Source organism: Vibrio sp. Vb2880, from assembly GCF_033337975.1.
In the GTDB taxonomy this organism is placed as follows: Bacteria; Pseudomonadota; Gammaproteobacteria; order Enterobacterales; family Vibrionaceae; genus Vibrio; species Vibrio alginolyticus.
In genome coordinates, this window is sequence record NZ_JAWORT010000010.1 from 106858 (window position 1) to 132683 (window position 25826).

Below are 25826 nucleotides of genomic sequence, written 5' to 3' on the forward strand. Positions count from 1 at the left end.
AGTCAGTTCATGGGGTAGTATTATCCATCAAAATTTATTTATACCTATCAAGAAAAGCGAATATTAAGTATGGCAAACGATCCAAAAAACTTTCCGTCAAGGAAAATGCTGGTAACTTGTGCCCTTCCGTACGCTAACGGTTCGATCCACCTTGGTCATATGCTTGAGCATATCCAAGCGGACATTTGGGTTCGTTACCAACGCCTACGCGGCAACACTGTAAACTTCATCTGTGCTGACGATGCTCACGGCACGCCAATCATGCTTAAAGCGCAACAGATGGGTATTACTCCTGAAGAAATGATTGCCGCAGTTAGCGAAGAGCACCAAAAAGACTTCGCTGGATTTGATATCAGCTTTGATAACTACCACAGCACACACTCAGATGAGAACCGTGAGCTAGCGTCACACATTTATCTTGAGTTGAAGAAAAATGGCTTTATCTCTAGCCGCACTATCTCTCAGCTGTTCGATCCAGAAAAAGAGATGTTCTTACCGGACCGTTTCGTAAAAGGTACCTGTCCAAAATGTAAGTCTGAAGACCAGTACGGTGACAACTGTGACAACTGTGGTGAGACTTACAGCCCAACAGAACTGATCAATCCTAAATCTGCGGTTTCTGGTGCGACGCCAGTAATGAAAGATTCAGAGCACTTCTTCTTCGACCTGCCTCAGTTTGAAAGCATGCTAAAAGAGTGGACTCGCTCTGGCTCGCTACAAGCTGAAACAGCGAACAAAATGCAAGAATGGTTCGAATCTGGCTTGCAGCAATGGGATATCTCACGTGATGCACCATACTTTGGCTTCGAGATCCCTGGTGAGAAGAACAAATTCTTCTACGTATGGCTAGACGCGCCTATCGGCTACATGGGCTCTTTCAAAAATCTATGTGACAAGCGCGACGACCTAGATTTCGACGAGTATTGGAAAAAAGACAGCTCAGCAGAGCTGTACCACTTCATCGGTAAAGACATCGTTTACTTCCACAGCCTATTTTGGCCAGCAATGCTAGAAGGTTCTGGCTTCCGCAAGCCTAACAACGTATTCGTACACGGTTACGTAACCGTAAACGGCGCGAAAATGTCGAAGTCTAAAGGTACGTTCGTAAAAGCAAGCACTTACCTAGAGCACCTAGACCCTGAGTGTCTACGTTACTACTACGCTGCGAAGCTAAACAGCCGTATCGACGATCTAGATCTTAACCTTGAAGACTTCACTCAGCGCGTAAACGCTGACGTTGTTAACAAGATCGTTAACCTGGCATCTCGTAACGCAGGTTTCATCGCGAAACGTTTTGAAGGCAAACTGTCTGACAATTTTGCAGAGCCTGAACTTTACAACGAATTTGTTGTTGCTGCTGACCGTATCGCTGAGCTTTACGAAACGCGTGAGTTTGGTCGTGCAATCCGTGAAATCACGGCATTGGCAGACAAAGCTAACCAATACGTTGATGAAAAAGCACCGTGGGTTGTAGCAAAAGAAGAAGGCAAAGATCAGGAACTACAAGACATCTGTTCTGTCGGTATCAACCTGTTCCGCGTACTGATGACTTACCTGAAACCAGTAATGCCATCGCTAGCTGCGCGTACTGAAGCGTTCCTAAACCAAGAGCTAACTTGGGAAAACATCGCTGCTCCACTAACAGGCCACGAGATCACTAAGTTCAAAGCACTGTTCAACCGTATCGATCCGAAGAATGTTGAAGCGATGATCGAAGCGTCTAAAGAAGATGCGGCGGCAGAAATGGCGGCGAAAGAGAAAGCTGAAGCGGAAAAGAACAAGGCTAGCCAAACCGAGCTAGACAAAGAACCAATCGCTGAAGAGATTGAGTTCGATGCTTTTGCTGCAGTAGATATGCGTATCGCTCGTATCATCTCTTGTGAAGAAGTACCAAAAGCCAACAAACTGCTTAAATTCCAATTGGACATCGGTGGTGAAACTCGTCAGGTATTCTCTGGCATCAAGTCAGCTTACAAACCTGAAGAGCTAGAAGGCAAGCTAACGGTAATGGTAGCAAACCTAAAACCTCGTAAGATGAAGTTTGGTATGTCTGAAGGTATGATCCTAGCGGCAGGCCCTGGTGGTAGTGACCTGTGGATCCTTGAGCCACACGAAGGCGCTCAACCTGGTATGCGCGTAATGTAAGTTGTAGCTTTACAATCAAATTTAAAAAGTCCTCGCCAGTTCAGCGGGGACTTTTTTTGACTGAATTCACACTTTTGGGGAATTTGTGCACCAAACTTGTACAGCACATCTCCCATCACAATCCTAACTTACTGTTTTAATAGAATTTAATTAGTGGCATCAAAACTGCAATCTTCCTTGTTAGGTCCAAACACTAACAAGGAGTTGGTTATGTTTGTTTTGATTTCCACACTATTGTCCATCGCTATTTTAGCTGGAATATATCACTTATCTTCTAAACGAGAGCAGCAACATGCGCGCAAATATCAGCTGTTAACATTGTTGCGAGATGTTGTTCACCTTCTGAGACACCACCGAGCTGCTACTCACTACTCGCTTCAATTCCAACAAAACGATCAACAAAAATTGGACGCTCTTCATGATGCTCTGACTAACAAGCTGCATCTTTTAGTCGAAACATCACGGTTTGAAAACAAACCCATGTATCGCGTATTACAGATTAAAGTAGGGAAACTACTTGAACAATGGAATGACCATAGTGTTGCAAGAAACCAGATGGAGCATGGTAAGTTAATTCGTCATTGCTTGTTTTTGATGGATGAAGTAACCATCGCATGGCTAGCGGTTGAGCAAAGAGATGACTTGCATAATGAGTATCACATGAACTGGCAAAACATTATGGATAGCTTGGAGACCCTGACTCAGTTACGAATCAGCATTCAAGATTTAGGAGAGCAAGGCGGAAATGAGCGTTTCAAAAATTATGCATCGGTCATGATGCGTAAGCTAAACCAACTAGCGGTTATCGCTCCACTTAGCATTACCTCTCCTGCTTCCACGCGCTCAATACAGACGCTAAATGAATACGTGACAGGGAGTCATGTCGACTTAACAGAAGCAGAGCTTTATGGCGTCACATCGGACTTGTCATTGACCATCTTCAATACTTACGACCATGTCCTTTCAGATGTCGTAGAGTCATTATATCTACCGTTACCCAGACTCTCACTAGCAGGATAAACGTTCCATGCCTTATTATTGGTGCTAGGTCCGTCGCCGACTTATAAATAAAAACAAAAAAACCGCAGGCCTAAGGCACTGCGGTTTTCGTTTATTCAACTTGTCAGCGCTTAGCTGTCGTCTTCCGTGAAGTTCGTTGGTAATTGCTTTTTCATTTCGTTCCAGATCAACGCACTTTCCATACCATAATGACGAATCACTACTGGTAGTTGCTCACGCTGGCCACTTTCACAAGTTTCGAGCAATTGATGGTAAAACTTCAGAGCTAGCTCACGAGAAGCTGGATTTGAGAAGTAGTAGCTACCGACACGATCGTAGAGCTTCTTCAAACCATTAAAGATCAAACCGTAAATTTGATTTCCTGAATGGAATGCTAGGCGCTGGAAAAGCATATAATCGTAAAAGTTGAACGTTTTAGCAATCAAGATTTCTTGACGCTTCGCTTCATCTTTCTCGTTATCTTCTTTCACATTCTGCAGAACTTTTTCAGCATACGGCGAGGAAGCGATGAATTCGTCCCAGGAAGCCGCATTCATTAAAGCTTCACAAGATTCGATTACGTTCTTAATTGTACGCTCAGAGCTCTCTTTGTTCGCTTTAAATGCATAGCGCATAAAGATAGGACTGATGTTGGTACGTGCCGCAAGCAGATCTTCTACAATGTTTGTCGCATTATCAACGTCTAGCGTCATTAAAGTATCCAAAATATGCAGACCAGAGGTCTCCATAAATTGGTTAACTTTCGTAGGTTTGCCGTGCTGGATAGTCAACCATCCGTCACGGGCTAGTCGTTGAAGAACCTCCCTTAAAGTCGTTCGAGTAACACCAATCAGTTCGGACAGCTCGCGCTCAGCAGGTAAAATTGAGCCTGGAGGAAAACGGCCGTTCCAAATGCTCTCGATAATATATTTTTCTGCGAATCCCGCAGGGCTTTTCGCCTTTATGACCATTCTACTTTTTATCCAATATTGATTTCTGAGGGTCGATACTACTCATCATACCACTACTTAGCGGTTTGAGAAAATTTACGATCAATAGTGGAAACGACTCCATAGCATAGAGTTAATACTCTATATGTTGTGTCAATTTAAGAGGCTCTAACATGCGAGCGAAAGCAGTAAAATATGAATTTTCATTTAATTAAACAGCTCACAAATCTCGGAGAAATAAAGACAACCGTGTCACATTTTTATATTCAAAATATGAAAAATTACTTTGTATATCACAGTTAATATTCTTTCTTAATTTGCCTTTTCTCGTCACTGACCGTCATTTAAAATCCAAGAGGATTTTTTTAAGACTTTCATGGTATAGTAACGCCGTTTTGATCGCGTTATTACATTTAAAAAGTCATTTTAGTCGGTAGCATCACGTTTTGTTATTGACTAATAAATGCCTGAGTGTAGAGTTTGCGGTCGAAAGTGAGCGGTGCTTGAGTTCAGGGGAAGTAACTTGGCAAGACTACAATAAACAAAGGATTGTTGTTTTACTAAGTTATTGTTTTTAAAGACTAGTTAATAAGTCTAACAAACAGATACTTAAGCACTATTGTAGTGTCTATTCATAATTTTGTTATAAAGAGAATTATCATGCCGATATCGCTCGGAAACGCTTTTATCAAGAACTTCCTTGGTAAAGCGCCTGATTGGTACAAAGTTGCCATTATAGCCTTCTTAATAATTAACCCGATTGTATTCTTCCTAATAAACCCATTTGTAGCTGGATGGTTGTTGGTCGCTGAATTTATTTTCACGCTAGCAATGGCATTAAAATGCTACCCATTACAACCTGGCGGTTTACTTGCTATTGAAGCCATTGCTATCGGCATGACTAGCCCTGCGCAAGTTAAGCACGAATTAGTAGCAAATATCGAAGTACTGCTACTTCTGGTATTTATGGTTGCGGGCATCTACTTCATGAAGCAGCTATTGCTGTTCATTTTTACCAAAATTTTACTTGGCATTCGCTCTAAAACCCTACTATCACTCGCGTTCTGCTTTGCTGCGGCATTTTTGTCTGCGTTTTTGGATGCCTTGACGGTTATCGCCGTTGTTATCAGCGTGGCGATCGGCTTTTACTCTATCTATCACAAAGTGGCGTCTGGTAACCCTATCGGTGACCATGACCATACACAAGATGACACGATCACTGAACTAACGCGTGATGACCTAGAAAACTATCGTGCCTTTTTGCGCTCTTTGTTGATGCATGCTGGTGTAGGTACTGCCTTAGGTGGCGTAACCACGATGGTTGGTGAACCTCAAAACTTAATTATTGCAGACCAAGCGGGTTGGTTGTTTGGTGAATTCCTAATCCGTATGTCTCCAGTGACACTCCCTGTATTTTTCTGTGGTCTCATCACTTGTGCTTTAGTTGAAAAGCTTAAAGTGTTTGGCTACGGCGCGAAGCTTCCTAACAACGTTCGTCAGATCCTCGTCGATTTTGACCGTGAAGAGCGTAAAACGCGAACAAATCAAGATGTCGCAAAACTATGGGTTCAAGGTCTTATTGCGGTTTGGTTGATCGTTGCACTCGCTTTGCACTTAGCGGCTGTCGGCTTAATTGGCCTTTCTGTGATCATTTTAGCGACCGCATTTACTGGTGTCATTGAAGAGCACTCCATGGGGAAAGCGTTTGAAGAGGCCCTGCCCTTCACTGCACTGCTTGCAGTGTTTTTCTCGATCGTTGCTGTAATCATTGACCAAGAGCTGTTTAAACCAGTCATTGATGCGGTGCTTGCCGTTGAAGATAAAGGTACTCAGCTAGCTCTGTTCTATGTGGCGAATGGCTTATTATCTATGGTGTCGGATAACGTGTTCGTTGGTACGGTTTACATCAATGAAGTAAAAACTGCACTCATCGAAGGCCTCATTACTCGTGATCAGTTCGACTTACTGGCGGTGGCAATCAATACTGGTACTAACCTGCCTTCTGTTGCAACGCCAAACGGTCAAGCGGCATTCCTATTCTTACTCACATCGGCTCTCGCTCCATTAATTCGCCTGTCTTACGGTCGAATGGTTATCATGGCGCTGCCTTACACCGTCGTTCTTGCGATTGTCGGTCTGATGGGAATCATGTTCTTCCTAGAGCCTGCAACCGCTTCTTTCTACGAAGCTGGTTGGATTTTACCTCATAGTGGTGATCTGACTCCCGTAGTATCCGGTGGTCACTAAAATTTGAGTTGATTAGGAAACTTATCCACGATAAAAAGCTCTGAGTATTCAGAGCTTTTTCTATTTCAGACAGGAACAAAAACGTGACTATTTTAAATTCACTTAACCAGTTTTCAAAGGGACGTTTATCGTGGCTACTGCTTCTGCTATTCGTCGTTTTCTTTGAAGCATGTGCCCTCTATTTTCAGCACGTCATGATGCTTGCACCATGTGTCATGTGTATTTATGAAAGAGTCGCGATGATGGGAGTGGGCGTCGCTGCAATAGTTGGTATATTGGCACCCAAGAACCCAATTTTCCGCTGGCTAGGTTTGATAGGCTGGGGATTAAGTGCTTACAAGGGTTTGTTACTTGCGATGCAGCACGTGGACTACCAGTTTAATCCATCACCATTCGCGACTTGCGATTTATTCGTCACATTCCCTAGCTGGGCTCCGCTCAATCAGTGGGTTCCTTGGATGTTTGAAGCATATGGTGATTGCTCTAAGGTTGTGTGGCAGCTCCTTGATTTATCAATGCCACAATGGTTAGTAGTAATTTTTGCAGGCAATTTAATCGCTTTGGCATTAATTGTAATTGCACAATTCTTCCCTGCAAAACGCGTTAATCCAATTCGTTAATCCTACTGACGCGTAAAAATTAACAAAAAGCCGACCATCTGGTCGGCTTTTTGTTAAGTGGATAGCGCGGCGATTCGCTTTAGCCGCGTGATTGACCACAGCACTGCTTGAATTTTTTTCCGCTCTCACAAGGACAGGGATCATTGCGCCCGATACCTTTGAATGGGTTTAGGCTTTGAGCTTTATTGCCTACCATCAACTCATCCGCGCCCAGCGCGACTTCACCGACCATTAAATCAAGCTGGTCGACTAAATCTGTCAGGGCCGGTGGCGTTTCAATACCTGCGTCACGCATCTGTTGCTGCGTTGCTGGCTCATCGATCGCCAGCATCAAAGTGGTCAGTAATGCTTGCAGCATACGCTGTAATCCATCATTGAGCTCAACGTCTTGCCACTGTTCTTCAATCATTGGCCAAACAGACATAAAGCCTTCGGCAAAATCAGCAAGTTGTTCAGGTTCTTTGCCTGTTAGCTCTAGCACGGAATATTCGTTTCGTTGAATTCGGTTATGCTGCTTGTGAATTTGCTCTTCCACAGCTGGTTGAATCGCTTTGAATCCCTCACCTAATAGCGGCTCTAACCACTTTTCAGGAGCGAGTGGTTTTGTCGTCAGATTCGCAGCTAACACTGCGCCTTCGATAAATAGGCAAGATTCATCGACGTGAACTTCACCTTTTTCAATCAATGTGTATTGCATGACATCTGGTTTCCCATAAATTTGGCGGCATTATACCTCAGAGCTCAAAAGCACGTAACCTAACGTTGTGTGTTTGACTGCATTGGGCGCTTCGACTCTTTTAATGACAAACTTAACTTACATCGCTACAATCGCCCTCCTTTTTACCACCAAACTGTATTAGGCAAGCTATGCGAGTTGTACTAGGCCCAATGGAAGGCGTTTTAGATCATTTGATGCGCCAAATCCTGACCGAGATAAACGACTATGACCTGTGTGTTACGGAGTTTGTTCGCGTAATCGACCAGCTATTACCCGATCATGTGTTTCACCGTTTATGCCCAGAGCTGTTGCAAGGTTCTCAGACTGCATCTGGTGTGCCAGTACATGTGCAATTGTTGGGACAAGAACCAAACTGGATGGCTGAGAACGCAATTAAAGCGGCAAATCTTGGCGCCAGAGGTATTGATATAAACTTTGGTTGCCCAGCCAAAATGGTCAACAAAAGTAAGGGTGGTGCTGCTCTACTTCAGCATCCTGAGCTCATTCACCGTGTGGTTAAAGCTTGTCGAGAAGCCGTTCCAGAAGCCATTCCCGTAACTGCAAAAATTCGTCTTGGCTGGGAGAACCCTGAAGATTGCTTTGAAATTGTCGATGCCATTCAGTCTGCTGGCGCAAATGAATTGACCGTACACGCACGTACTAAACAAGGTGGTTATAAAGCTTCTGAGATAAAATGGGATTACATCAACCAAATTCGCGAACGTTTTGATATCCCACTGATTGCGAATGGCGAAATTTGGAATTATGAAGACGGTCAACGTTGCATTGAAACGACTGGCGTTAACTCTTTGATGGTGTGCCGAGGCGCTTTCAATATCCCTAACTTAGGCAATATGGTAAAACATAACCACCAGCCAATGTCATGGCCCGAGGTGGTTGAGTTGCTCATCTATTACTCCAAGTTTGAGATGAAAGGCGATAAAGGCTTGTATTACCCAAACCGCGTAAAACAATGGTTCTCTTATTTGCGTCAGGCTTATCCTGAAGCAAAAGACCTATTTAGAGAAATCAGAACGTTCAATAAAGCCGCACCAATTGTTGAGCATATTCAACGCTACCGCGATGACTTAAACTCTCAGGTTGCATAATTCCCGAACACAAAAAGGACGAATATCTCGTCCTTTTTGTACCTAAATCCTAGTAACAGATCTTATTTTTGCCGGTACTTTTGGCTTGATATAACTTTTCATCCGCCGCTTTAAACAATTCATCAAAGTTTTCTACTCGGCTCTCTTTACTAAACACCACACCGCCAGAGATCGTAAAGCCTTCTTTCGTTACGCGTATCGAGCGCTCATCTATGGCTTTTTTTACTCTGTCTAAAATGAGTTTAATGCCTTCTGAATCTTCGTCATAAATCGCTAAAACGAACTCTTCGCCACCAAACCTTGAGGCAACATCGGTATGGCGAATATTTTCACGTATACATTTTGCAACAAGCTGAATTGCAGAATCACCGACATCATGACCATAGGTGTCGTTGATCTTCTTGAAGTTATCAATATCGAACACTGCCAAAGCAACCTGTTTTTTTGTCATCTTATTACGCCACACGGTTTGCATACCTCGACGATTCAATAAACTGGTCATTGGGTCTCTTGCTGCCAGTTCTTTAAAGTAACGTCGCTCGCTATGCATATTCACATAGAACAAGACGACGGTACTCAGCACGTAAATAAATAGTGCGACAATAAGGCTGTATTTTTCAAAAACCGCTAGGTTCTTAGCTTCATCCCAAAGGTTGTACTCGTAGTACATGCTGTGACTCGCACTCAATCGCTCTAATTCGACTGGTTTGATTCGTGTACTGTTTGAAGGAATGGATTGTAAATTGGAAACCAAATGAAACTGACCAACAAGACCTAGCGACGAAGCCATGAGCGTATTGATGTCGAAATCAATAGACAAAACACCTTGATGTTCTCCTTTCTCATAGACGGGTACCGTCATACTAATGACTTGACCTTCCATCGAGTCCAACACAGGCCCTGGTCCAGCCAAGGTAATGTTCACTTTATCTTGCGCGGTTTTTTGCCAAAAAGGTCGGGCTTTTAGCGTTGACAAAAGCTCTCTTGTGAAATTTTTTGCGTAGGTATCGGGTGAGGAGATAACGTAACCGCGCTTGTCAATGTAATGGATTCCAACAATGTGCGATTCAATATCGTGCAGAAATGACAATGACGGCGCAAAACCCGCCTTTTGTTCAGCTAACTGGTTAATCGTTGAACCTTGCTGACATAAGCTTTCGTCCCCTACGATCATATAATCAAGGTCAACCGCAGGTAACCCTTCACTATAGACACTTTCGAGTAATAACACATCTATAGGCCAAAGATAACAAAGCCCTTCTTTGACTAAAGAATTATGTTCTTCAAACAGTGGGTTAGCGTAATTGGTATAGTTGGTGAAGCTGTAATCTAAAGCCGTGAGTACTTTAATACCGCGAGACATTGCACGCTCGATACGCGAATACTCAGAATCGATATAGCGGTTAACCGCATCATAGTAATTTTTCGTTGTCACGAGTAAAACCACTACAAATAACGCCAGAGGAAAAAAGATGACAAATGAGAGGCTAAATCGCCTTTGGTTTACCATTGAGTACCATGCATATGAAAGGTCAATAGTCTCTTATGACTGCTATTAAATTGATACTCGTTATCTGGTGACGCATGCAATGCAGCACCAGATAACAAGAGACCAAACAAATGTGTGCGCGCTGTTTGAGACCGTTTATATATTAAAGGAGTTTAATCAATATAGAGTGTGGTGTCACTTTAGTCGCCATAATTTGCAGCTCTGTGCCGACATATTGACAGAGATATGACCTTTATAATCAACCTGTTCTGTGTCATCTAACAACGATATAACTTGGCTAACCTCCAAGCCCAGTTGCCACATAGGTAAATCGATTGAACATTCATTACCACTGAGATTAATCATAACAACGACTGCTTCACGACCCAGTACACGTGCGTACGCCAACTGGTTGTTAGTGCAATGCAACCATTGAATACAGCCCGACTGTAAAGGCTTACATTGTTTACGTATCTTGATCCATTGTTGGTAAAGCGATAGCCATTGTGAACTTTCAATTTCATTCCAAGGAAAACAACGACGATTATCCGGGTCTAGCCCTCCTTCTAGACCGACTTCACTCCCATAGTAAATACAAGGCGTGCCAACGTAAGTCATAAGCATTGCTAGCGCGATGTTCATTTTACACTTATCACCATCAACCAATGTGATAAACCGAGCAGTATCGTGACTATCGAGTTGATTTAGCTGCGATAGCTGATTAGAAAATGGGATTTTTGCTCTGGCTTCGTCCAACCACGCTTTAAACTCCAAACCATCAATGTTGATTGGATCGTACATAATGTCTTGTCGTGCGATAAAAGCTCGGACTGGATGAGCAAAACCGTAGTAGTTCATCGCCCCATCCTCTTGATCACCTTGCAACCACTGCGTTGCTTCAAAAAAGTGCTCACCTAACACATAAGCATTCGGGTTTACTGACTTAGTCGCATGACGAAACGCTGCCACATAATGAGCATTGTTTTTCGCGCCGTCCCCTTCGCCAAGCATATGGATTACATCAAACCGCCAGCCATCAACCAAGTACGGTGGCTTCAGCCAGTACTTGATGACAGACTCTTCACTTTGGTAGATGTAGTCGCGCACCTGTTCATTTTCAAAGTTCAGAACCGGTAAGTTACCAATGCCTTTCCAACCCATGTAGTGATTGGTTTCGCCTTCGAAAAAGTAGTAATCACGGAACTTTGACTGCGGATTGCCATACGCTCCTTCTCCTTTTTGTTCGATATCAAACCAAGGATGATGCACTGACGTGTGGTTAAACACCGCGTCTAAGACAATCTTCATATTCTTACCACGGATTTTCTCACACAGTTCAGCAAACTGATCATTGGTGCCGAACATAGGGTCAACAGTGAAGTAATCAGTGGTGTCGTATTTATGATTACTTGGTGAAGAAAAGATCGGATTAAAATAAAGCGCAGTAACGCCGAGCTGTTCAAGATAGTCCAACTTTTGCTCCACACCTTTGAGGTCGCCGCCAAAGAATTCACGTGCCCCGGTATTTTGGTGAGAGCCTACCGCATCTCCCCACGCCTTGACGATCGATGCAGAATCATACTGAGCATAAGCGTGGCGAATATCAGACTCACTTTTACTAGCAGAAAAACGGTCAGGAAAGATTTGATAGAAAACTTGCTCTTGGACCCAGCTTGGTGGTTGATGCTCTACATTCAACTTAAAGTGGAACTCTTTGGGTGGAATACGCTTTTGTACGCCTCGTGCATCGAGCCAGTATTGTTGTCCGTCTTTGAGGAGCTTAAACACATAATGTGTGACATCTCGATCTTGATTTGGTCGAAACGATGCCTCCCATAGTAATAATTCACCAGCTGTTCCTACTTGAGCCATATCGACCAGATATTCTTCATTGTCCGGCTCAATACGCACATAGACGGAATCAAAATCCAATGTCTCGGTTTTCAGTCTGACTGTAACTTGCTCGTCATTAAAAGCTAAACCATCAATAGTTTGACTATGAAAAATAAATGGCAGGTTCATTATGGGCACTCCTCGTCATCGGATATGCCACTATGTTATTGAAGAATTAGAGACAAGAAATCCTCCTTGCGAGTTGACATATCAGCCAATTTTCCCAAGGAGGATCACACTTAGTAGGCGTAGTGACTTGTCGGATACCGCTTAGTTCAACAAGAGACTGTCATCTGCCAGCTCTTCACCACGCACTTTGGAGAACATATCCAACAAGTCTGGTACTTGCATGTTAGCGCGCTGCTCTCCAGCCACATCAAGCACAATTTCACCTTGGTGAAGCATTACGGTCCTATCGCCACATGCTAATGCGTCTTTCATCGAATGCGTCACCATCATCACTGTTAAATCGAACTCATCGACAATACGTTTAGTTAAGTCGATAACAAACGCCGCCATACGAGGATCAAGCGCAGCCGTGTGTTCATCAAGCAATAACAACTTACTCTCCGATAACGTCGCCATCACAAGGCTAACGGCTTGTCGTTGTCCACCAGACAGCAACCCAATGCTATCGCCCAAGCGGTCTTCTAAACCAAGACCGAGGATGCTAATTCGCTCTTGGAACAGCTTGCGACGTTTAGCTGAAAGCGCCAAACCCCAACTGCGTTTTTTACCACGCATGTGCGCTAGAGCCATGTTCTCTTCTATCGTAAGTTCACCACAAGTCCCGGCCAATGGATCTTGAAACACTCGGGCGCATTGCGTCGCACGTTGGGCAACCGTCTGCTTGGTGACGTCTTTGCCGTCAATGATAACCTGACCACCTATCATCGGCGTCTCACCTGTCACCGCACCAAGCAACGTCGATTTTCCTGCGCCATTAGAACCAATCACGGTAAGAAATTGATGATCTGGAACCTCTAAAGAGACGCCTTTCAATGCACGATTTTCCAAAATCGTCCCAGGGTTGAACGTGACCTGAATATTATTTAGTTCGATCATAATGCCTCCCCAGAACCATTTTTTGATGCCGCTTGTTTAGCATCAGTAACGCGTTGTTTCGCTCTCATGCTCTGTTTTAGCTTTGGAGCAATAAGCGCCACAGCCACCAATACTGCGGTAACAAGGTTGAGGTCTGAAGCTTGTAAACCAAACATGCCAGAACTCAAAGCGAAAGCTACTGCAAGGCGATAAAGTACCGAACCGATGATGACCGCAAACACCGCAACCCAAATCTTGCGCCCGGTAATAAGGGTCTGCCCCAAAATCACAGCTGCCAAACCAACGACAATGGTGCCCACGCCAGAGGTCACATCCGCAAAGCTGTTCGTTTGTGCAAACAACGCGCCTGCGAATCCCACAAACCCGTTGGATAAAGCCAAGCCAAAGTAGGTATAAAAGCCAGTGCTCGCCCCTTGCGCAGAAACCATACGCGCATTCACACCCGTGGCTCGTAAACCAAGACCAAAGTCGCTGTTCAGCAGGCGAATGACAAAGAAAGCGGACAGAAGAACTAAGGCCCCAACAACCAGAGGGCGAATAAACATCGCATCGCCCAATGCTTCAAACGGAGTGAGAATCGTATCCTCTCCAAGCAACGCCATATTAGGTTTGCCCATAATACGAATATTAATTGAAAATGCAGCGATCATGGTAAGAATGGAAGCTAACAGGTGTAAAATACCACACCGAACAGCCAGAAAAGCGGTTACCCACCCCGTCATACTACCAGCTATCATCGCCATTATTGTCGCAAGCCAAGGATTAATACCTGCGACAATCGCCGTTGCAGCCACCGCCGCTCCCATTGGAAAGCTGCCATCCACACTCAAATCGGGGAAATCGAGAACACGGAACGTAAGATACACACCCAGAGCGACTAGGCCATAAATCAAGCCAATTTCGAGTGCACCAAAAAAAGCAAATGCAGACATAACTGCTCCTTTCTGCATGCTCAGGCTGGCTAATACCAACCTGAACTTAAGACTTCTAACGTATACTCCCCTTCTTCTCTAGCAGAATGCTTTACACGAGAAATCTGGAGAGTATCAGTTTTGGGGCAAGCCTCTATCAACCAACGTGACAGGCTTAACCCCAAAAAGCGTTACTTATTGCATGCTTGTCGCACGTTCAACCACAGAATTTGGCAGCTTGATACCGAGCTTAGATGCTGCGCTTTCATTAATTACAAGGTCAGAACCCGTCGCGACTTTTACATCCAGCTTGCCTGGTTCTTGACCATCAAGAATCGCCGCCACATAATCCGCGGTTTGTACACCAACCTGGTAGTAGTCAAAACCTAAGCCTGCAATTGCACCCTTTTCGACATACGACGTCGCGCCACCAAATACAGGTTTCTTCGCTTGATTCGCTGCCACAATCATCCCTTCAATCGCACTTGCAACTGTATTGTCTGTTGGGGCGTAAAGAATGTCTGATTTCGCTGCAATCGCTTGAGTCGCAGACTGAACATCAGCACTTTTTAGTGCGGTCGCTTCAACCACTTGTATGCCTTTTGCTTTTGCGCTTTCTTTTAGTAATTCAACTAAAGTCACGGCATTAGCTTCACCGGGATTAAATACAACCCCGATGCTTTTCACCTGAGGAAGAATTTCTTGGATGAGATCGACATGCTGAGCAACGGGTGAAAGATCAGACAGGCCAGTTACGTTTTTACCTGGTTGTTCCATCGACTTAACCAATTTCGCACCAACCGGATCTGTTACCGCAGTAAAGACAACAGGAATAGAGCGAGTAGCCGACACCAAAGCTTGTGCCGAAGGTGTCGCGATGCCAACTAACACATCAGGATTTTCGCCGACGTACTGACGGGCAATTTGCACCGCAATCGCTGGATTACCCTGTGCGGTCTTATAATCAAATTCTAGATTTTTGCCTTCTTCGTAGCCTTTCGCTTTCAAACCATCAAGTAACCCTTGGCGCGTCGCGTCTAACGCCGGGTGTTCGACAATCTGTGAAACTGCGACAGTTGCAGTGGCGGCCAGTACATTGGTAGAAGAGAAAATAGCAGTAGCTGATAGAACGGCAGTGGCTAATAAACGTTTCGTTTTCATCATAACTCCTTGATGTGACTTCGTCCTTGTTTCACGAGCTTTCAATATGTGTATCGACTCGTGAATTCAAATGTTTGAAGGCGGTATTGTTGTGTTCGTATAACTGTGCACTTCTTGCGCATCTTGTTTTTATTATTACTACTAAGTCTTAGTAAAGAAAAGAAAGATTTAACACTAAAGCAACATTTGTGATCGGGGGGACTTCTTCATCCGGAAAGAATCTTTGGTAAACAAAGCTTCGCTCGCTTCGTCAAAGTAGGTAATAGAGGCAGGATCAAAAATGGAGCGGCCAGTGCACACTCCATTTCAAACAATTTAAATTAGAACCAACGCTCTAATGACGATTTATCGAGCTGGCGAAACGCTCGGTTCAGTATTATCGCAAGCTCTTTGTAACGAGGGCGAGCTTTGACAGGCTCTAATGCAAAACCTGTTTCCACAATTTTTTGATGCAACTCCCGATACCAAGAGGCCAAAGAAGGCGGCAATTTCGTGTTGGATCGAGCACCAAGCCACCAAATGCCTTGAAGTGGCAAGCTAATCGCAAACAAGGCGACAACAATGGATTGAGGTAACGCGTGGTAATTGTTGAATGCCATTTGAGTGAGTACGCTGATCGCAGCAACGGCCGGCATGACTTTAATGCCAAAGCGAGTCGCCTTAATGATACGCTGTTCCGGAAATATGGCGCTTAGCTCTTTACGAACCGGCCAGATCTCCATGTAATTCTGGCCATCTTTCAGGCTATGGATCAATCCGACTTTATTACTCATACCGCTCTCTCACTAAAAAATAGTTGAACATTTCAACTGAAGGTACAAAAAATTGATGAAAGTTAATATTCTTTCAAATTTTTTTTGTTATCATTGCTTATTATCGCTATCCTTTGCAGACCCTCAATCTCATTGTTGCTGTTATTTACAATTTAAGCAACTCCGAGATATCTATCTGCACGGATCGCATCATAGTGATGGAAGGGTTCATCACTATTTCTTTATATGGAATTAGAACAATTTTTGACCAGGATTAGTACGCAGCCTTCTGGGTATCGGCTATTCTTGTGATTAATTTTTCATTCTTTAACTGATTTTTTATCAGACGAATAACAGGTAGTCATACATGTCTAAGCTAGTTTTAGTTTTAAACTGCGGTAGTTCTTCTCTTAAATTTGCCGTTGTTGATGCCGAGAACGGCGACGAGCACTTGTCAGGTCTTGCTGAGTGTCTTCACCTTCCTGAAGCTCGCATCAAGTGGAAACTTGATGGCAAGCACGAAGCTCAACTAGGCAATGGTGCAGCTCACGAAGAAGCACTAGCGTTTATGGTAGAAACTATTCTTGCTTCTAAGCCAGAGCTTAAAGCTAACCTAGGCGCAATCGGTCACCGTATCGTTCACGGCGGCGAGCAGTTCACTCAATCTGCACTAATTACTGATGAAGTTCTAAAAGGTATTCAAGACGCTGCAACATTTGCACCTCTTCATAACCCTGCTCACATCATCGGTATCGAAGCGGCTAAGAAAAACTTCCCAGAGCTGAAAAACGTTGCTGTATTTGACACTGCGTTCCACCAAACTATGCCTGAAGAGTCTTACCTATACGCTCTTCCATACAACCTATACAAAGAACACGGTATCCGTCGTTACGGCATGCACGGTACTTCTCACTTGTTCATCACTCGTGAAGTTGCAGGCCTACTAAACAAACCAGTTGAAGAAGTAAACATCATCAACTGTCACCTAGGTAACGGCGCATCTGTATGTGCGATCAAGAACGGTCAATCTGTAGACACGTCTATGGGTCTTACTCCACTTGAAGGTCTGGTAATGGGTACTCGCTGTGGCGACATCGACCCTGCTATCGTCTTCCACCTACACGACGCTCTAGGTTACTCTGTTGATCAAATCAACACGATGCTAACTAAAGAGTCTGGTCTTCAAGGTCTAACCGAAGTGACTTCTGACTGTCGTTTCGTTGAAGACAACTACGGTCAAAAAGAAGAAGCAACACGCGCAATGGACGTGTTCTGCCACCGTCTAGCTAAATACGTTGCTGGCTACACTGCTTCAATGGAAGGCCGTCTAGACGCAATCACTTTCACTGGCGGTATCGGCGAGAACTCTGGCCCTATCCGTGAAATGGTTCTAAACCGTCTTGGCATCTTCGGTATCGAAGTAGATAGCGAAGCTAACCTTAAAGCTCGCTTCGGCGGCGAAGGCGTTATCACGACTGAAAACAGCCGTATCCCTGCAATGGTTATCTCTACTAACGAAGAGCTAGTCATCGCTGAAGACACTGCTCGCCTGACAGGTCTTTAATTGAATTCCTGGCTAGCCACTCGGCTAGCCAGATTTTCATTCAAACGAATTTCTTAGGGGCTCAACTCCTATTCTTCGAGCTTCATGGAATAAGAGTTGAGCTTTTATCCCCCAAATAGCTAAAGGTACTCTACGAATGTCTCGTACTATTATGCTTATCCCTACTAGCGCAGGCGTTGGCCTAACAAGCGTTAGCATGGGTGTTCTTCGCGCTATGGAGCGTAAAGGCGTTAAAGTTTCTTTCTATAAGCCAATCTGTCAGCCACGTTCAGGTGGTGATCAGCCAGATCTGACTTCAACTATCGTTGGTCGTAACAGCGATATGAAGATCGGTGAACCAATGGCGATGTCTGTTGCTGAAAGCCTAATCGGTAACGACAACATGGACGAGCTGCTAGAAACCGTTGTTGAACGTTACAACCAAATCAACAAAGACGCAGACGTTACGCTAATCGAAGGTCTTGTACCTACTCGTAAGCACCCATTTGCAAACCAAGTAAACGCGGAAATCGCGGCAACACTTGGTGCAGAAATCGTGCTAGTTGCGACTCCAGGTACTGATAACCCTGCGCAACTGAAAGAGCGTATCGAAGTAGCATGTTCTAACTTCGGCGGCACTAAAAACAAAAACATCTCTGGTGTTATCATCAACAAGCTAAACGCTCCTGTTGACGAAGCTGGCCGTACTCGCCCTGACCTATCTGAAATCTTTGACGATGCAGACAGCGCGAAACAAAACGAATTGAAAGTGATGGAAATTTTTAACACTTCTCCAATTCGTGTACTAGGTTGTGTGCCATGGAGCATTGATCTGATTGCGACTCGTGCAATCGACATGGCTAAGCACCTGAAAGCAGATATCATCAACGAAGGTGACATCAACACTCGTCGCATCAAGAGCATCACTTTCTGTGCACGTTCTCTGCCAAACATGATTGAGCACTTCAAACCGGGCTCTCTACTTGTTACTTCTGCAGACCGTCCTGATGTTATCGTTGCTGCTTCTCTTGCTGCAATGAACGGTGTGGATATTGGTGCAGTACTGCTAACTGGCGGTTACGATATCCCTAGCGAAATCGAAGGCCTATGTAAACCAGCATTCGACACTGGTCTACCTATCTTCAAAGCACAAGGTAACACTTGGCAAACGTCTCTAAACCTACAGAGCTTCAGCATCGAAGTACCTGCAGACGATAAAGAGCGTATCGAGTTCATCAACGAACACGTTGCTGGCCACATCGACGGTAACTGGATCGAGTCTATGACTGAAGGCACTCAGAAGTCTCGTCGTCTAAGCCCACCAGCGTTCCGTTACCAGCTAACTGAACTTGCTCGTAAAGCAGGTAAGCGTATCGTTCTTCCAGAAGGTGACGAACCACGCACAGTTAAAGCAGCGGCAATCTGTGCTGAACGCGGCATTGCAGACTGTGTACTTCTAGGTAACCCAGATGAAATCCGTCGCGTAGCGGCTCAACAAGGCGTTGAGCTAGGTACTGGTGTAACCATCATTGATGCAGATGCTGTTCGTGAAAACTACGTTGCTCGCCTAGTTGAGTTGCGCGGTGCTAAAGGCATGACTGAAGTTGTGGCTCGTGAGAAGCTACAAGATTCAGTATTCCTTGGCACAATGATGCTTGAGAACGACGAAGTTGACGGCCTAGTTTCTGGTGCTGTTCACACTACGGCGAACACTATCGTTCCTCCGTTCCAAATCATCAAGACGGCACCAAATGCGTCTATCGTATCTTCAGTATTCTTCATGCTTCTGCCTGATCAAGTACTGGTTTACGGTGACTGTGCAATCAACCCAGATCCAACTGCTGAACAGCTTGCTGAAATCGCTATCCAATCTGCTGACTCTGCAGCAGCATTCGGTATCGAACCACGCGTTGCAATGATCTCTTACTCTACTGGTGAATCTGGTAAGGGTGCAGACGTTGATAAAGTACGTGAAGCAACAAAACTGGCTCAAGAGAAACGTCCTGATCTTATCATTGATGGTCCTCTACAATACGACGCTGCTATTATGGAAAACGTTGCTGCTTCTAAAGCACCAAACTCTCCAGTTGCAGGTAAAGCGACAGTATTTGTATTCCCAGACCTAAACACGGGTAACACGACTTACAAAGCGGTACAACGTTCAGCTGACCTAGTATCTATCGGTCCAATGCTGCAAGGTATGCGTAAGCCTGTAAACGACTTGTCTCGTGGCGCGCTAGTAGACGACATCGTGTACACCATCGCTCTAACAGCTATCCAAGCAGACCAAGAAGCTAAATAATCGCTTCTGACATCTAGTTAGATATAGATACAAAGCCCTCGATTCGTCGAGGGCTTTTTCTATTGCTGGCCAGAACACTTATTTGTTTTTTATACCAATCACTGCACAACCTATAATTACTGGTGCGCAAAGCTTTTCTCCCTATCGCCCCACCACACCTAATCGACAATGCTCGCGCTTGTTCTTACACCGATTGACCCATTCCCCAAAATACATTGGCTCCAAGGCAGCACGGCCCCTGTTCAATTTATCGGCATTATTTACGTTTTAGCTAAACTTTTTTGCTAGGAAATACGTAAAAGCTACTGCAATGCACAAACTCATTGACTGCTAAGGAATATATATGAAGGATTTCATCAATACATCACTGATAAAGTTTGGTTTAGCTGCGTTTCTGATTATTTTTTCTTCATTCAGCTTTTCCGCCTCGAGTATTAAAGGCGTCGATCAAGATATGTCCGGAGGAACGGTGACCGCTGAAATGGCTCATGCTGATGACAATGGGTGGATGGTTGTCCACCGAACAGACGAATCAATGAAGCCTGGTCCTGTTATCGGCTACGCTCCGTTAAAAATGGGAAAGAATGAAAACGTAAATGCAATTTTGATGGAACCAGTAGAATCAGGCGGTATGCTGATGTTAATGGTCCACGGAGAGAAAGGTGGCATGAAGACTGGTGTGTTTGAGTATACGCTCGGCGCTAAAGAGGACGGTCCTGTAAAAGTGGACGGAAAGCTAGTGATGGACATCGTACGCGCTAAGTAAGGTGGCGATGAATGAAAAAGTAAACTTCCTACTCCCGGTATTTAGATGACACAAAAGTACTTAACGGCATTGCTAACCGTTAAGTACTTTTTCATTTGCAATGGAAGCAGCAAACTAGCCAATCCTTTCTCTTCCATGAGGAGTATTTAGGTCTAAATCAGGCCCTTTTGGTACAACTTGCGTCGGATTAATCCCAGTGTGGCTGAAGTAGTAGTGGCGTTTAATGTGATAGAAATCCGTCGTTTCTTCGACGCCTTCGACTTGATATAACTCTTTTAAGTAGCCTTGTATATTTTCGTAGTCTGCGATGCGCTGCTTGTTACACTTGAAATGCCCCACATACACCGCATCAAAACGAATAAGAGTCGTAAACAAACGCCAATCAGCCTCAGTAATTGTGTTCCCTGCTAAGTAACGATGCGTCGCTAAGTGAGCATCGATTTTATCTAACGCATTAAACAAAGAATCAAACGCTTCTTCATACGCCTCTTGTGTAGTCGCGAAGCCACAACGATACACTCCGTTGTTGACATTTGGATAAACAAAATCGTTCCACTCATCAATAACGTGTTTTAGATGATCTGGATAGTAGTCGTCGTGATTCCCTGTTAACGCATTGAATTCCGAATTGAACATGCGAATGATCTCTGACGACTCGTTTGACACAATAGTATTGGTCTTTTTATCCCAAAGTACAGGCACGGTTACGCGGCCCGTGTAATCGGGTTTGGCCTGCGTGTAAATTTGATACATGCGCGTGTGACCAAACAATGGCTCAGGAAGCCCCATTTGCCAACCTTGGCTGAGCATATCAGGGCAAACGACCGTGACATCAATATGTGGTTCTAAACCTTTCAGCTTGCGGAAAATGAGGGTTCGATGTGCCCACGGACAAGCAAGAGAGACATACAAATGGTATCGACCGGACTCTGGCGTAAACTCCGCATCAGGGTCGTTTTTAACCCAGTTACGGAATCCGGCATCTTCGCGCACAAATTTGCCACCATTTGATTTTGTGTCATACCAGACATCTTGCCAAACACCTTCAACCAACTTACCCATGATTGCTCTCCTCTCGTTCTGTTTGTGTCTATATTAGCGTTTCCTATCAAACAGAGAATCATCGAACTTAGGACATCATGTTCAAGAAATTCGAATGTATAAATCAGACACATAAAAAAAGCGCGACCCGATGAAGGTGTCGCGCTTAAGCCCGTCACAGGCTGAATTTATACACTAACGTGTAAACAAGATACCGCGTGAACGTCATTACCTAAAATGGTTGGCTTCGTCTTCGCACACTCTTCGGTTGCTTGTGGGCAACGAGTGCGGAATACACAACCCGACGGTGGGTTGATAGGTGAAGGAAGATCACCCTCTAGCATTTGGATTTTCTTATTGCGCTCAATATCCGGGTCCGGGATCGGAACCGCAGACATCAGCGCACGCGTATATGGGTGCTTAGGATCAGCAAACAGAGCCTCGGCCTCGCCAAGCTCAACGGCATTACCTAAATACATAACTAAAACGCGATCTGAAATGTGTTTAACGACAGACAAGTCATGCGCAATGAATACCAGAGAAAGCCCTAACTCTTTTTGAATCTCTTTAAGTAGGTTAACCACCTGAGCTTGAATAGATACATCAAGCGCCGATACTGGCTCGTCACAAATGATCATCTTAGGCTTAAGGATAAGCGCACGCGCTATCCCGATACGCTGACACTGACCACCCGAGAACTCGTGTGGGTAACGGTTAATCACGTTAGGTAATAGGCCAACTTTCGCCATCATCTCTTTAACGCGATCTTTCACTTCCTGCTTAGACAGTTCTGGATAGAATGTCTCAAGAGGTTCAGCAATGATATCACCAACAGTCATACGCGGATTCAGCGATGCCAATGGGTCTTGGAAAATCATCTGAATTTCTTTACGCGTCTCACGGCGCTGAACGCTTTTCATTTTAGTAAGGTCTTGACCCAACCACACTACTTGGCCGTCAGTAGCTTCAACCAGACCAATGATGGCACGAGCAAACGTCGATTTACCACAACCTGATTCACCTACTACACCAAGCGTTTCCCCTTCGTATAGTCGAACATTCACGCCATCTACCGCTTTCAGGCTCGAAGGCTTTGACCACGGCCATGCCGACTTTGAGGCAATGCTGAAGTGAACTTTCAGCTCAGAAATGTCCAGAATTAGTTTTTTGTCTACTGCGTTCATTTGTTCCAAGCCTCCCATTCAGAAAAACATGCACGCTGACGACCATCACCAAATGGTGTCAGAATTGGCGCCTCGCGCTTACAACGATCCATCACACGGTGACAGCGCTCTTGATAAGGGCAGCCCGGCGGTAAACGAAGCAAGTTTGGTGGATTACCAGGAATGGTCGGCAGAATTTCACCCTCAGTATCGAGGCGAGGAATCGCCTTCAGCAGACCCTCCGCATAAGGATGGCTTGGATTGTAGAAAATTTCGTTTACGTTGCCGTACTCCATGGTACGGCCTGCATACATCACCAGCACCTTGTCACACGAACCTGCAACCACACCAAGGTCGTGAGTGATCATGATGATCGCTGTGTTGAACTCAGATTTCAGCTCATTCAACAAGTCCATGATCTGTGCTTGTACCGTCACATCAAGTGCTGTTGTTGGCTCATCGGCTATAAGCAGTTTAGGACGACATAACAACGCCATCGCGATCATTACACGCTGACGCATACCGCCTGAAAACTCATGCGGGTACATCGTGATACGCTTACGCGCTTCAGGGATTTTTACCGCTTCCAGCATGCGTACTGATTCTTCAAATGCTTCCGCTTTGCCCATGCCTTTGTGCAGCATAAGCACTTCCATCAACTGATCACTGACTTTCATGTAAGGGTTCAGTGATGTCATTGGGTCTTGGAAGATCATTGCGATCTGTTCCGCACGCACTTTGTTCAGTTCTTTTTCTGGTAAGTTTAGGATTTCTTTGCCTTCAAACTTTGCGCTACCAGAAATAATACCATTCTTAGCCAAAAGGCCCATGATTGCGAATACGGTTTGAGATTTACCTGATCCCGACTCTCCAACGATACCTAAGGTTTCGCCTTGGTTGAGAGAGAAGTTCAAATCGTTTACTGCGGTTACGATACCATCTTGCGTGGTGAATTCGACGCGCAGATCTTTGACATCTAATAAGCTCATCATTGCTTCCTTAATCTTATCTTTTAATTATCTGTCTTTTGGATCCAGCGCATCGCGCAGGCCGTCACCAACGTAGTTGAAGCAGAATAGCGTCACAACCATGAACACTGCTGGGAATGCCAGCTGCCAGATTGCTACTTCCATTGTCTGTGCACCTTCTTGTAGAAGAGCGCCCCAACTTGTCATTGGTTCCTGAACACCAAGACCAAGGAATGATAGGAATGATTCCGTTAGAATCATACTTGGGATAAGCAGCGTAGAGTATACCGCTACAATACCCAGTACGTTCGGTACGATATGACGAGTAATGATTTTCCAGTTGCTTACACCACACACATGTGCCGCTTCGATAAACTCCTTGCTACGTAGACTAAGAGTCTGGCCACGTACGATACGCGCCATATCTAGCCATGCGATAGCACCAATCGCAACGAAGATCAGCATGATGTTACGACCGAAGAATGTTACCAGTACAATCACCAGGAACATAAACGGTACCGCGTATAAAATTTCTAGAATACGCATCATTACGCGGTCAACTTTACCGCCGATGAAACCAGATGCTGCGCCGTAGAGCGTACCAATCAGTACCGCTACAAATGCACCCATAACACCTACCATCAACGAAATACGACCTCCAATTAGCGTACGCACGTATAAGTCACGGCCTAAGCTGTCAGTACCAAACCAATGGTCAGCATTCGGTGCAACGTGCATCGCGTACCAGTCAGTATCATCAAATGTGTACGGTGCGATCATTGGCAGGATAATAACCGCCAACGTCATTAGAACAAGAAGGAATAAGCTCACCATCGCCGCTTTGTTGCGCATGAAACGGATACGAGCATCTTGCCAAAGACTGCGACCTTCAATCTCCAAGTTTTCGGAGAATTTCTCAATCGCTTCTAGGTTTTCTTTTTTCGTTAACATAACCAAACGTCCCTGTTAGTAGCGAATTTTCGGGTCAATCATTGCAAGTAAAATATCTACAATCGCGTTGAATAGAATGAATAGGAAACCAATCAGAATGGTTACCCCCATTACTAGCGAGTAGTCACGGTTAAACGCAGCGTTAACGAATAGTTTACCAATACCAGGCAGACCAAAAATGGTTTCGATAACAACGGAACCGGTGATGATACCTACGAAAGCTGGGCCCATGTAAGAAACAACAGGGAGAAGTGCCGGCTTAAGAGCGTGTTTGATAATGATATAACGGTAACTTAGACCTTTAGCACGTGCCGTACGAATAAAGTTACTGTTTAGGGTTTCGATCATCGAACCACGCGTGATACGAGCAAAGGTAGCAACATACAGTAGCGACATACCAATAACAGGAAGCACTAAATACTGCCAGCTACCATCTTGCCAACCGCCCGCAGGGAAGATATTCCAATGAAGCGAGAATATGTAGATAAGCGCAGGCGCTAATACAAAGGATGGCATTACGACACCAAGCATCGCAGTCGACATAATGGTGTAATCAATCCAAGTATTTTGCTTGAGCGCAGCAATGGTACCGACGGTAACCCCCATTATCAAAGTAAAGATAAAGGCGATGAAGCCCACTTTAGCCGAAACTGGTAAGGCAACCGCGATCAGCTCGTTTACTGAGTAATCAAGGTATTTAAATGACGGTCCGAAATCACCTTGGATAACATTGGTCAAATACGTGGTGTATTGTTCAAATACAGGTTTATCCAAGCCATATTTAGCTTCGATATTTGCCATTACTTCGGGTGGCAATGGACGCTCTGTCGAGAAAGGGTTTCCCGGTGCAAAGCGCATAAGAAAGAAAGATACGGTGATCAAAACCAACATTGTTGGGATCGCCTCAAATATCCTTTTTGCGATGAATTTAAGCATAAACTCACTCTTTCAGTCTGTGACAGTTAAATTAAAGAAGTCGTCCAATTCTTTTGGACTAAAGATAGGCGCTACATGCAATTTCTCACATGTAGGG

Annotated in this window: 21 protein-coding genes; 8 read left to right on the forward strand and 13 right to left on the reverse strand. The window is 44.6% G+C overall.

What is annotated here, in order from left to right:
- Window positions 1–69 precede the first annotated feature (69 nt).
- Both metG and R7M92_RS13005 read left to right on the forward strand, forming a co-directional pair.
- Window positions 70–2145, forward strand: a complete 2076-nt coding sequence (metG, locus tag R7M92_RS13000; RefSeq protein WP_318133584.1) for a methionine--tRNA ligase — start codon at window positions 70–72, stop codon at window positions 2143–2145.
- 210 nt (window positions 2146–2355) lie between these two features.
- The gene (locus tag R7M92_RS13005; protein WP_017821380.1) at window positions 2356–3165 is read left to right on the forward strand and encodes a hypothetical protein; all 810 of its coding nucleotides are present in this window, start codon (window positions 2356–2358) and stop codon (window positions 3163–3165) included.
- Window positions 3166–3275: 110 nt separating this feature from the next.
- On the opposite strand, the gene fadR is transcribed toward R7M92_RS13005, so the two are convergent.
- On the reverse strand, window positions 3276–4115 hold the full coding sequence (gene fadR, locus R7M92_RS13010; RefSeq protein ID WP_005380824.1) for a fatty acid metabolism transcriptional regulator FadR: 840 nt from the start codon (window positions 4113–4115) through the stop codon (window positions 3276–3278).
- 639 nt (window positions 4116–4754) lie between these two features.
- Between fadR and nhaB the strand changes: the two genes are divergently transcribed.
- Window positions 4755–6341 carry a Na(+)/H(+) antiporter NhaB gene (gene nhaB / locus R7M92_RS13015; RefSeq protein ID WP_005380822.1) on the forward strand — a complete coding sequence of 529 codons (1587 nt, stop codon included), beginning with the start codon at window positions 4755–4757 and terminating at the stop codon, window positions 6339–6341.
- Window positions 6342–6424: 83 nt separating this feature from the next.
- The gene (gene dsbB / locus R7M92_RS13020) at window positions 6425–6961 is read left to right on the forward strand and encodes a disulfide bond formation protein DsbB (protein ID WP_239938635.1); all 537 of its coding nucleotides are present in this window, start codon (window positions 6425–6427) and stop codon (window positions 6959–6961) included.
- A 79-nt stretch (window positions 6962–7040) separates the two neighbouring features.
- On the opposite strand, the gene R7M92_RS13025 is transcribed toward dsbB, so the two are convergent.
- The gene (locus R7M92_RS13025; protein ID WP_005380818.1) at window positions 7041–7658 is read right to left on the reverse strand and encodes a YecA family protein; all 618 of its coding nucleotides are present in this window, start codon (window positions 7656–7658) and stop codon (window positions 7041–7043) included.
- A 170-nt stretch (window positions 7659–7828) separates the two neighbouring features.
- Here R7M92_RS13025 and dusC point away from each other — a divergent pair, with 170 nt between their 5' ends.
- Entirely contained in the window at window positions 7829–8788 is a 960-nt protein-coding gene (gene dusC / locus R7M92_RS13030; protein ID WP_017633856.1) for a tRNA dihydrouridine(16) synthase DusC, read from the forward strand.
- 49 nt (window positions 8789–8837) lie between these two features.
- Here dusC and R7M92_RS13035 read toward each other — a convergent pair whose 3' ends face one another.
- The 6 genes from R7M92_RS13035 to yfbV form a co-directional block, all read right to left on the reverse strand.
- On the reverse strand, window positions 8838–10298 hold the full coding sequence (locus R7M92_RS13035) for a sensor domain-containing diguanylate cyclase (RefSeq protein WP_256902942.1): 1461 nt from the start codon (window positions 10296–10298) through the stop codon (window positions 8838–8840).
- A gap of 174 nt (window positions 10299–10472) precedes the next feature.
- Window positions 10473–12299, reverse strand: a complete 1827-nt coding sequence (gene malZ / locus R7M92_RS13040; RefSeq protein WP_318133586.1) for a maltodextrin glucosidase — start codon at window positions 12297–12299, stop codon at window positions 10473–10475.
- A 141-nt stretch (window positions 12300–12440) separates the two neighbouring features.
- A complete protein-coding gene (locus R7M92_RS13045; RefSeq protein WP_318133588.1) occupies window positions 12441–13235 on the reverse strand; it encodes an ABC transporter ATP-binding protein in 795 nt (264 codons plus the stop codon).
- On the reverse strand, window positions 13232–14167 hold the full coding sequence (locus R7M92_RS13050) for an ABC transporter permease (protein WP_318133590.1): 936 nt from the start codon (window positions 14165–14167) through the stop codon (window positions 13232–13234). The genes R7M92_RS13045 and R7M92_RS13050 overlap by 4 nt, the downstream gene beginning before the upstream one ends.
- Window positions 14168–14341: 174 nt before the next feature.
- Complete coding sequence (locus R7M92_RS13055) at window positions 14342–15307, reverse strand: ABC transporter substrate-binding protein (RefSeq protein WP_053349612.1); 966 nt, start codon at window positions 15305–15307, stop codon at window positions 14342–14344.
- 320 nt (window positions 15308–15627) lie between these two features.
- Window positions 15628–16080, reverse strand: coding sequence for a terminus macrodomain insulation protein YfbV (gene yfbV / locus R7M92_RS13060; RefSeq protein WP_005380809.1), 453 nt, complete (start codon window positions 16078–16080; stop codon window positions 15628–15630).
- A 346-nt stretch (window positions 16081–16426) separates the two neighbouring features.
- Between yfbV and R7M92_RS13065 the strand changes: the two genes are divergently transcribed.
- The 3 genes from R7M92_RS13065 (at window position 16427) to R7M92_RS13075 (ending at window position 20670) form a co-directional block, all read left to right on the forward strand.
- Complete coding sequence (locus tag R7M92_RS13065) at window positions 16427–17623, forward strand: acetate kinase (RefSeq protein ID WP_005380807.1); 1197 nt, start codon at window positions 16427–16429, stop codon at window positions 17621–17623.
- 136 nt (window positions 17624–17759) lie between these two features.
- A complete protein-coding gene (gene pta, locus R7M92_RS13070) occupies window positions 17760–19904 on the forward strand; it encodes a phosphate acetyltransferase (RefSeq protein WP_005380805.1) in 2145 nt (714 codons plus the stop codon).
- A gap of 343 nt (window positions 19905–20247) precedes the next feature.
- Window positions 20248–20670, forward strand: a complete 423-nt coding sequence (locus R7M92_RS13075) for a hypothetical protein (protein WP_318133593.1) — start codon at window positions 20248–20250, stop codon at window positions 20668–20670.
- Window positions 20671–20784: 114 nt separating this feature from the next.
- On the opposite strand, the gene R7M92_RS13080 is transcribed toward R7M92_RS13075, so the two are convergent.
- From R7M92_RS13080 to oppB, 5 genes are all read right to left on the reverse strand, one after another.
- The gene (locus tag R7M92_RS13080; RefSeq protein ID WP_005387267.1) at window positions 20785–21732 is read right to left on the reverse strand and encodes a glutathione S-transferase family protein; all 948 of its coding nucleotides are present in this window, start codon (window positions 21730–21732) and stop codon (window positions 20785–20787) included.
- 167 nt (window positions 21733–21899) lie between these two features.
- Window positions 21900–22913 carry a murein tripeptide/oligopeptide ABC transporter ATP binding protein OppF gene (gene oppF / locus R7M92_RS13085; RefSeq protein ID WP_005387265.1) on the reverse strand — a complete coding sequence of 338 codons (1014 nt, stop codon included), beginning with the start codon at window positions 22911–22913 and terminating at the stop codon, window positions 21900–21902.
- Window positions 22892–23863 carry an ABC transporter ATP-binding protein gene (locus R7M92_RS13090; RefSeq protein ID WP_005380792.1) on the reverse strand — a complete coding sequence of 324 codons (972 nt, stop codon included), beginning with the start codon at window positions 23861–23863 and terminating at the stop codon, window positions 22892–22894. Before R7M92_RS13090 ends, oppF begins: the two co-directional genes overlap by 22 nt.
- A gap of 27 nt (window positions 23864–23890) precedes the next feature.
- The gene (gene oppC, locus R7M92_RS13095) at window positions 23891–24793 is read right to left on the reverse strand and encodes an oligopeptide ABC transporter permease OppC (protein ID WP_017633861.1); all 903 of its coding nucleotides are present in this window, start codon (window positions 24791–24793) and stop codon (window positions 23891–23893) included.
- Window positions 24794–24808: 15 nt separating this feature from the next.
- Entirely contained in the window at window positions 24809–25729 is a 921-nt protein-coding gene (oppB, locus tag R7M92_RS13100) for an oligopeptide ABC transporter permease OppB (RefSeq protein ID WP_005380786.1), read from the reverse strand.
- Window positions 25730–25826: the final 97 nt, after the last annotated feature.